4 protein-coding genes and 4 pseudogenes are annotated in these 8,769 nt (G+C 66.6%); 5 read left to right on the plus strand and 3 right to left on the minus strand.

The annotated features are described in order from the left end of the window. From ABZY13_RS33100 to ABZY13_RS33115, 4 genes and pseudogenes are all read left to right on the plus strand, one after another. A pseudogene (locus ABZY13_RS33100) lies at positions 1-543 on the plus strand (RHS repeat protein); the annotation flags it as partial. Positions 544-618: 75 nt separating this feature from the next. After that, entirely contained in the window at positions 619-1,470 is an 852-nt protein-coding gene (locus ABZY13_RS33105; RefSeq protein ID WP_356637462.1) for an IS5 family transposase, read from the plus strand. A 17-nt stretch (positions 1,471-1,487) separates the two neighbouring features. After that, positions 1,488-2,464, plus strand: a pseudogene (locus ABZY13_RS33110) (RHS repeat-associated core domain-containing protein); the annotation flags it as partial. A gap of 1,486 nt (positions 2,465-3,950) precedes the next feature. Then, positions 3,951-4,318 (plus strand): annotated as a pseudogene (locus ABZY13_RS33115) (transposase). Positions 4,319-4,701: 383 nt separating this feature from the next. Here ABZY13_RS33115 and ABZY13_RS33120 read toward each other — a convergent pair. Together ABZY13_RS33120 and ABZY13_RS33125 are read right to left on the minus strand one after the other, a co-directional pair. Further along, positions 4,702-5,774: pseudogene (locus ABZY13_RS33120) on the minus strand (IS701 family transposase). Positions 5,775-5,942: 168 nt separating this feature from the next. Next, the gene (locus ABZY13_RS33125; RefSeq protein ID WP_356637464.1) at positions 5,943-6,791 is read right to left on the minus strand and encodes a helix-turn-helix transcriptional regulator; all 849 of its coding nucleotides are present in this window, start codon (positions 6,789-6,791) and stop codon (positions 5,943-5,945) included. Between the two features lie 100 nt (positions 6,792-6,891). Between ABZY13_RS33125 and ABZY13_RS33130 the strand changes: the two genes are divergently transcribed. After that, the gene (locus ABZY13_RS33130; RefSeq protein ID WP_356637466.1) at positions 6,892-7,671 is read left to right on the plus strand and encodes an SDR family NAD(P)-dependent oxidoreductase; all 780 of its coding nucleotides are present in this window, start codon (positions 6,892-6,894) and stop codon (positions 7,669-7,671) included. Between the two features lie 261 nt (positions 7,672-7,932). Here the strand turns inward: ABZY13_RS33130 and ABZY13_RS33135 are convergent, their stop codons facing one another. Beyond that, positions 7,933-8,490, minus strand: coding sequence for a hypothetical protein (locus ABZY13_RS33135; RefSeq protein WP_356637468.1), 558 nt, complete (start codon positions 8,488-8,490; stop codon positions 7,933-7,935). Positions 8,491-8,769: the final 279 nt, after the last annotated feature.

Consider the following 8,769-nt stretch of genomic DNA (forward strand, 5'->3'; position numbering starts at 1 on the left):
GTCTCCTACACCTACGACCACCTCGACCGCATCCGCACCGTCACCTCACCGAACACGGTCAAGGTCGAGTACTGGTACGACGGCGACGGCAACCTGATGCAGCGCTCCGACGGCACGGGCACGGTGAAGTACGAGTTCGACCCGCTCCAGCGCGAGACGGTCCGCCACCTCCAAGACGGCTCCCAGACCCTGCTCGCCTACACCCCGGCCGGCAACGTCGACTACTACCAGGACCCGGCCGGCAAGGTCGACTACACCTGGAAAGAGGTCAACAAGCTCACCGAGCTGAAGGACCCGCAAGGAAAGATCACCAAGTACGGCTACAACAACAACGACGTCCGCACCACGACGACGTACCCCGGCGGAACGGTGCAGAAGGTCGGCGTCGACAACTCCAGCCGCCCCAGGACCATCAGGGCGACCTCCCCGCAGGGCACCCTGGTGGACCTGGCCTACACCTACGGCTACGGCACCGACGCCGCCACCGACGGCAGCAAGATCCGCACCAGCACGGACCACATCCGCAGCACCAAGCGCACTTAGAGAGCATCTGATCTAGGTAGCTGGCGTTCTGGGATGATTTTGTGACTGGTGGCGTTGGCGGTCGTTGCATGATGCGTGAGTGGTCGCCGTCCGTACCGCAGTGATGTGTCCGATGCCCGCTGGGCTCTGATCGAGCCGGTCTTCACCGCTTGGCGGGCGAGACGGACCGGTCCGGGGACGGCGGCCCGGGTGCACGACCTGCGGGAGATCGTCAACGCGATCCTGTACGTCAACCGCACCGGCATCCCGTGGGAGTACCTGCCTCACGACTTCCCGCCCTACAAGACTGTCTACGACTACTACGCGAAGTGGGAAGCCGACGGCACCACCCAGCAGGTCCACGACCTGTTACGCGACAAGACCCGCCGGGCCCACGGCCGCAGTGCCGAGCCGACCGCGGCCGTGGTCGACGCCCAGAGCGTGAAGACCTCGGCAAACGTGCCCGAGACCAGCCAGGGCATCGACGCCGGCAAGAAGATCAAAGGACGCAAACGGCATCTCATCACGGACACACTCGGCCTGGTGCTGGCCGTCCTCATCACCGCCGCGAACGTGCACGACACCACCGGCGGCAAGCTCCTGCTCGACGACCTGGCAGCGAACCATCCCAGTGTGTCCAAGGTCTGGGCCGACGGCGGATACCAGAACAGCATCTTCAACCACGGCGCCCTGCTCGGCATCGACGTGGAGGTAGTGCAGCGACCTCGAGCCAAGGGGTTCGAGCCGCTTCCCAAACGGTGGGTGATCGAGCGGACCTTCGGCTGGCTGATGCAGCACCGCCGCCTGGCCCGCGACTACGAAGCCCTGCCCCAGAGATCCCGGGCAATGATCCATTGGGCGATGGCTAACAAAATGTCCCGCGAACTGACTGGAGAATCCGCACCAACCTGGCGAATCGAAACGGACATGGCCGCCACAACGGCCTGAACAGTGATCAGACGCTCTCTTACTCCTACGACGGCGCGGGCCGCTTCTCCTACGCCAAGGAGGAGAAGGCCGGGGCGGTCACCGACTCCTGGCAGTACTGTTACGACCTCGCCGGCAACCTCACCTCGCAGGGCACCGACCCCGGCTGCCCGCGCGGCACCACCTACACCTAAACGAGACGGTCGGCGCCTCCACGCAGGAGTACGCCCGCACCGGCGAGACCTACACCGACCACTCCCAGCTGACCTCGATCACGGTGGGCGGCAAGGCGTACGCCGGCCAGTACGGCTCCACCGACCAGAGCGAACGCATCCGCCTCGGCGACACCTTCTTCCACAACGGCCCGCTCGGCCTGTCCGCGAAGACAACTGCCGGTGCGGACATGGGATTTACCCGCGAACCCGGGGGCACGCTGAACTCCATGACGACCGGGGGCAAGACGTACTACTACCTCACGGACTCCATCGGCAGCGTGGTCGCCCTGGCGGACGCGGACGGCAACAAGGTCAACACCTACACCTACAGCCCCCGCGGCGCACGCCTCCTCGCCCAGTCGTACGAACCGGTCGCCCAGCCCCACCGCTTCGCCGGCGGCTACCAGGACCCCACCGGCCTCTACCACCTCCAGCACCGCTACTACGACGCCAACATCGGCCGCTTCACCCAGCCCGACCCCTCCGGCCAGGAAAAGAACCCCTACCTCTACGCCGAAGGCGACCCCGTCAACCGCATCGACCCCAACGGACTGCTCAGCTTCGGCGACGTAGCCGATTGGCTGGACAAATCCAACGACTGGGTGGGCGCCGCAGTCGGGTGTGTCGCCGGCATCGAGGCAGCAGCAAGCACCGGAACCATTACCTATGCCTCAGCAGTAGGCGGTGTGGTAGGCGCTGGCGTGGGCAGCGCCGTGGGCGCTGGAGTTGCCATAGCGACAAGTTGCGCGGTGGGAGCGGTGGCCGGCTACTACAACACTGACATCCTCACATACCAGTAACACCCTGGCGTGACTCGCCGTCTGGGCCGTGGTTCCCTCGGCCCAGACGTTTCAGCAAGCACAGACACCGAGATCAAAAAAGGCGCAAGACGGGAGACGAGGGGACTCATGTGAAGGAAGCGATTCGACATACGCTGATCTTCTCGGCTATTGCGATACTGGCTGGCGTCTGCGGATGTATTGCTGGTGCTGCAACTGGTGACAAGCCGCCCATTGTCTTCGGCTCCGTGGCTATTGCGGGCGGGCTGATCTTGGCCGTCATGGCCGCGTTCGCCATACGTAAAAGAAGCCGCTAAAACCGGAGTGTGTCACTGCCTTCCACGCGGTCCGAGCCGCAGAGGCGCTCAAGCTCGGATCAGGTGCACACCAACGACCTCGGCGATGAGTGGGCTCTGATCACGGTCCGGCTCGCTCGAGCCGGTCCAAGACCGGCCAGGACTCCACCACGTGGCGCCCGCCGAATGCCCCTTACCGGTGCGTTCCCCGGTCAGGTCGGTCCCGTCGTGTGGACCGGGTCGAAGGCCACGTGGTCCGTCGGCCACTGGCCCGCCCTTTTGGCCGCGCCGCTGCCGGTGCCGGGCGAGGCGCTGTTGGCAGCCTTCGCCACCAAGGTGGCGTTCTGCCGACAGCCCGGCACCGAGGGCCTGCACTTGGCTGCTGTCGAGCCCTTCCGGCCTTGGGCGCATCGGTTCGGTGCCGGAATCACCGGTTAGCAGGCGCCCGCAGTGATCGGTCTCTCTCCCTGCTCACCGTCCCTGCTACTCCGCAAATCGGAGGCATTGACAGTGCACAAGTTAGCTATTCTGACCGGGTTCGCGCCTGATGGTTACGAATGGCTCGTTATCACCATCTTCTTGGCTTGTGCTGCCTTGGTGGTGTATGTCGCAGTCATGAATAGACGTTGACTTCCCGGACCCCTTGGCGTCCTTGGGCCTGACCGGAAACCCCCGCGCCGACGGGGAGGACGCTGCCTCCTGCCGTGAACGCTGCTCCTCCTCCGGGCGGTCGGCAGGCCGGAGCTACCCTGACAGGCGCGGGGACACAACGAGCCGGCTCTCGCATCTATCACCGCCGCTGAGCTACCCCCCGCCGGCGCGGGGACGACCCTCGGACGCCTCGGTAACCGAAAGGACGGAAATGCTGAACGTCGGATGGTCACTCGAGCAGCGCGCGGCCGTGAAGAGGTGGATGATTTTCGCGACTCTTTTTGCGGTAATGGGTGTAATGCTGTCGCTATTCTTGATCGCGACAGGGAACAGCGGGGGTTGGGTACTGCTGGCAATAACGGTTGGAATATATGGGTCCTGCTATCTATTCGTCGGGAACATGAAGAAGCAGCAACCGCGTTACTGACTTCGGCTCGTCAGGGTGAATCTTTGTGAAGTCCCTGAAGGGCCTGGAGCGGTGACTGTATCCGTGCTGTGTGAGGTATGCGGATGGGGGCGGGCTGACCGCTGCGGGGCGGCAGCGCCGCGAAACGGTATGGATGCAGGCAGCCGAGCTGTTCGAGCAGGAGATCAAGCCGCCGGAGGTCGCAATCGACGGCGTCCACCAGCTCGTCAAGGCGCCGATCATGCTGGTGTGGGACCGGCTGAACACCCACGTCTCCCACGCCATGCGTGAGCTGATCGCCGAGCGTGAATGGCTGACGGTATTCCTGCTGCCCGCCTACTCGCCCGACCTCACCCCGTCGAGGGGGTATGGGCGCACGTCAAGCGCAGCCTGGCCAACCTCGCCGCACTCGCCCTGGACCGGCTCGAGGCCCTTGCCCTCGTACGCAACCGGCTCAAGCGGCTTCAGTACCGGCCTGGCCCTCGACGATCCAGCGTCACCCTGACGAGCCGAAGTCAGTAACGGCACCGGCCATCCGCCTCGCGTCGTATCCCTGGCGCGCTTGGTGATCGAACCATCATTCCCGCGGGTGCGGGTGCGGGTGCGGGTGCGGGGGCGGGTGCGGGTGCGGGGGCGGGGAGCATGCTCCCCGCCCCCGCACGCAAGCCTCGCCGACGGGACCATCCCGCGGGCGCGGGGACGACGACGGCCTCAAGAAGTGCGCCACGCAGGACCACGAGCTAGTACTGCAACGGTGCTTGTGCTGATTGCTGACCAGTTTCAGGGACTGTGTCCGCGCCGCTTGTAGTGACTGATGCGGGCTTGGTGCTGGCGTCGTCGTCGCCAGGTCGACCAGTGCAGGATGTGGTCGATGGGTGCGGGCCGGCGGTCGGTGAGTCGGGTGATCAGGCGTCTGATCTCGGCGAGGCTGAGGTGGATGAGCGGGGAGGATCCGTTTCTGCTTTGTCCGCGTCCATCGGGCGGGCCCGCAGGACGGTCAGGCAGGCGTGGGCGGCCATGGCCAGCGTCATGTGGCGGTGCCAGCCGGGATAGCGGCGGACGTGGTAGTCGTTCAGTCCGCACTCCTGCTTGGCGGTCTGGAAGCATTCCTCCACCGCCCAGCGGCTGCCGGCGATGCGGATCAGCTGATCCAGGGTGGTGTCGGCGGGGCAGTAGGCGATGTAGTAGGAGATCTCCCCGGGCCTGCTCACGCTGCGGCGGGCCAGCACCCAGTGCCGGCGGTCCTCCTGGTGCCAGGGCCGCACCTCGATGCGGGCCCAGTCGTAGACCCGCCGGCCGTGGGCCCCGTCGCCGCAGGAACGACGTTTCCACTTCTGCCTCGGCAGACCGGGAAACAGCTCGTGCACGGGGTGGTCGAGTGCCCAGCGGGTGACGACGGTGTCATGGCGGGTGGTGGCCATCACGTGGAAGACGTCGGCCTGCTCGAGCTCGTAGCGCCAGCCCTTGGAAAAGCCGTAGGCGGCATCCGCCGTCACCCAGCCAAACGGGATCGTCTCGGCGATGGCCCGGCGGACCATCGCCTTGGCCATCGCCACCTTCGTCTCAAAGGCGACACTGTCGTCGATGTGCCCGCCCGACGGCAGCGCTCCCGGTCATCCGTCCAGGACGTAGGCAGATACAACCTGCGGTCGATCAGGGTGCGTCCGCGGCTCGTGGCGTAGGCGAGGAACACGCCGATCTGGGAGTTCTCGGTGCGGCCCACGGTGCCGGAGTACTGCCGCTGAACGCCGGCCGAGCGGACGCCCTTCTTCAGAAACCCGGTGTCATCGACGATCAGGACGGCATCCGGATCGCCGAGGTGTTCCACGACGTAGTCGCGTACGTCGTCCAGGACCTCGTCGGCGTCCCACTCGATCCGGTTCAGCAACCGCTGAATGCGGTCCGGACCCGCATGCCCGGCCTCTTCCGCCAGCGTCCAGCCGTTCTTCCGCTCCAGCGGCGCGATCAGCCCTCGCATGTACGCCAGAGCAGATTGCCGCGGCTCCTCCCGGCCGAACCGGTGCACGAACCGCTCATGCAGAGCGCTCAGTTCACCCGTCCACAGCCTGGACATCAGCAAGGTCCCCACCCATGACCACACCAACGAACGAGCTGCCCAACAGTCACGGCAAGCACCGTTGCAGTACTAGTGTTCCGCCCCGGCGAAGCGGTCCAGTCCGAGCACGGCGAGCAACCGCAGCTTCTCGTGGCTCTCGGTCCGAGGCGGAGCGGTCAGCACGAGGAGGGTCTGGGACTGGTCCTCGGTGAACAGGGCCTGGCAGTCCAGTTCGAGCGCTCCGAGTTCGGAATGGATGAGCGTCTTGTGGTCCTCGAAGCGCTGTGCCACCTCGTGTCGTTCCCACAGCTCGGCGAACTCCCCGCTCGTTTTCTGCAGGGTGCGCACGAGCTTGCCGGCCGGGGACCGCGGCCCTCGCAGCCCGTAGGCGGCACGCAGGCTCGCGACCTGGGCACGGCTGTGGCGGTCCCGGTCGGCCTCGGGGTAGCGCGATCGCTCCAGGGGATCGGTGAACCAGCGGTAGACCGCGCTGCGGGCGAGGCCCGTGTATCCCGACGCGTCGCCGAGCAGGGCGGCGGCCATCCTGTTCTGCACGAGCGTCTCCCCGAGGTCGGACAGGACGCACGCCGGGGTGTCGTCGAGGCGGTCCGGCACACGGAGTAGCGCGGGGGCGACGTGCACCGAGGACGACAGCGGCACCGGAGCGTTGTGCCCGGCGACCCGGTACAGGTAGTTGCGCTCGTCGCCGGTCAGCCGCAGGGCCCGGGCGAGCGACGCCAGTATGTGCTCGCTCGGCTGCGGACCGCGTTGCTGCTCCAGCCGCGTGTAGTAGTCGGTCGACATCACGGCGAGGGACGCGACCTCCTCGCGTCGCAGACCGGGGGCCCTGCGGCGTACGCCGACGGGCAGCCCCACGTCCTCGGGCTGGAGCGCCTCGCGGCGGCGGCGCAGGAAGTCTGCCAGTGCTGCACGGTCCATAGCTCGATTGTCGCCCGGTCACGGTGGGCGAGCCAGGGATCGCCGATCCCCCGATAACCGGTCTCTGCACCTGCGGCGCCGAAGCGGTGACAGTCGAGGCATGAACATCACCGGAAACACCGTCTTCATCCCCGGCGCCACCAGCGGCATCGGTCTCGCCCTCGCCCTCGAGCTGCGGGCCAGGGGCAACACCATCATCGTAGGTGGCCGGCGCGCCGAGCTGCTGGACCGGATCGCGGACGAGCACCCCGGCATCGGCACGGTGCGGATCGACACCACGGACGCCGCGAGCATCGCCTCCGCCGAGAAGGAGGTCCTGTCGAACCACCCTGGCCTCAACGTCCTCGTCACGATGGCCGGCGTGATGAACATCGAGGACTGGCGCGATCCCGCTTCGTTCCTCGCCTCCGCGGAGTCTACGGTGACCACGAACGTACTCGGCCCGATCCGGCTCATCGCCGCGTTCGTGGAACACCTGCAGGCGCAGCCGGACGCCACGATCATGACCGTCTCCTCGGGCCTCGCGTTCACGCCGCTGAAGGTCACCCCGAGCTACAACGCGTCGAAGGCGGCGATCCACATGCTCAGCGAGTCACTCCGGCTGCAGTTCGCCGGCACCTCGGTCAAGGTCATGGAACTCGTGCCGCCGGCCGTGCGCACCGCTCTGCTGCCGGGACACGAGGACAACGAACTCGCCATGCCGCTGGACGAGTTCGTGGCCGAGACCGTCGCTCTGCTGGAAACGCAACCCGACGCGAAGGAGATCCAGGTCGAGCGGGTGAAGTTCCTGCGCTACGGCGAGGCCCGCGGCGACTACGACCGGGTCGTCGCGACGATCAACGCCTCCGACCCGCACGGCAAGCAGCCCGGCGGGGTCTGACCTCCGACATCCCCCGGCCTTCGGCCGAGTCACCCGCCAGGACCACGGGCTCACGGGCCCGGTTCACCCGGTGCGGTACGCGCAGTCCACCGAACGAGGCAACTCCGCTTCGCCGTGGCGGTCTTGACGGACCGCGAGGCGTCCGCCGTACGGACGGTGCCCACGCCCGTCCGTACAGCGGGCACACCTGCGTGCGGCAAGCCGCCACATCACAGGCCACGAGGGCTTTGGCAGCCGCTGCAGGAACCCGGTGGGCGGTCCTCAGACGACGGGAGTCTTGGTGATCCTCAGGTCGTAGGCGAGGGCGTTGTCGCACTGAAGGGGTGCCCTCTCGCCGAAGGCCTTGATGGTGAGGCGAGTACTGATGTCCTGATGAGTCCCTGTCGTGACGATGCGATATCCCGCGTCGTACATCTCGTCGCTGTAAGGCCTCGGTTCGCCAACAGGGGCGTAGCGACCGTGGACGACGGCACTGCTGGCGGACTCGACACGCCCGTCGACAGGCGAGACGGGCACCACGGTCCGGATCGAGCCATGCCTGAAAAGCTTCACGGGCTGGGCGGCGCCCGCGTACTCCGACTCGGCGCTGCTGATCACCACTTGCGTGTGGTTGCCGTGGACGGAGTTGCTGTACAGCGACACATATACGGTGTCGTACCGCTCCAGCTGCGCGGTGCACTCCACCACATGCCCCTTTTCGTAGGTGGTCACCGGCTCGGTGCCCGAAGCCCGCGGCGCTGCCTGTGCGGCCCCCGTGAGGCCGAGTGAGAGGAGCGTCGCGCACGCCCCAGCCACTGCACGCATCCGGTTTCTGGTCATGAGCAACTCCCCCATAGTGTTGAACGCTTCACCCAGGTAGACGATCGGCGGGCCGTGAAGTTGCAGAGCAATGAGTACTCAATTTTGTAACGTGGCAGTTAGAGGTCGTTCTCTTTCCGAACCTCGTGTGTGGTTTCCGCTGGTCAGGCATGAGACAGCGGCTGGCACGGAAGTCTGGGTCCGCTGCTGACCAAGACGTCGTGGGGGTGACGGATGCCGTCGATGCGGGCGGTGTTGGAAGCGCGGCAGAAGGCCGCGGCGGTGCGGGTGGAGGATCTC

Origin of the sequence: Streptomyces sp. NPDC006610 (assembly GCF_040611575.1) — a bacterium.
In the GTDB taxonomy this organism is placed as follows: Bacteria; Actinomycetota; Actinomycetes; order Streptomycetales; family Streptomycetaceae; genus Streptomyces.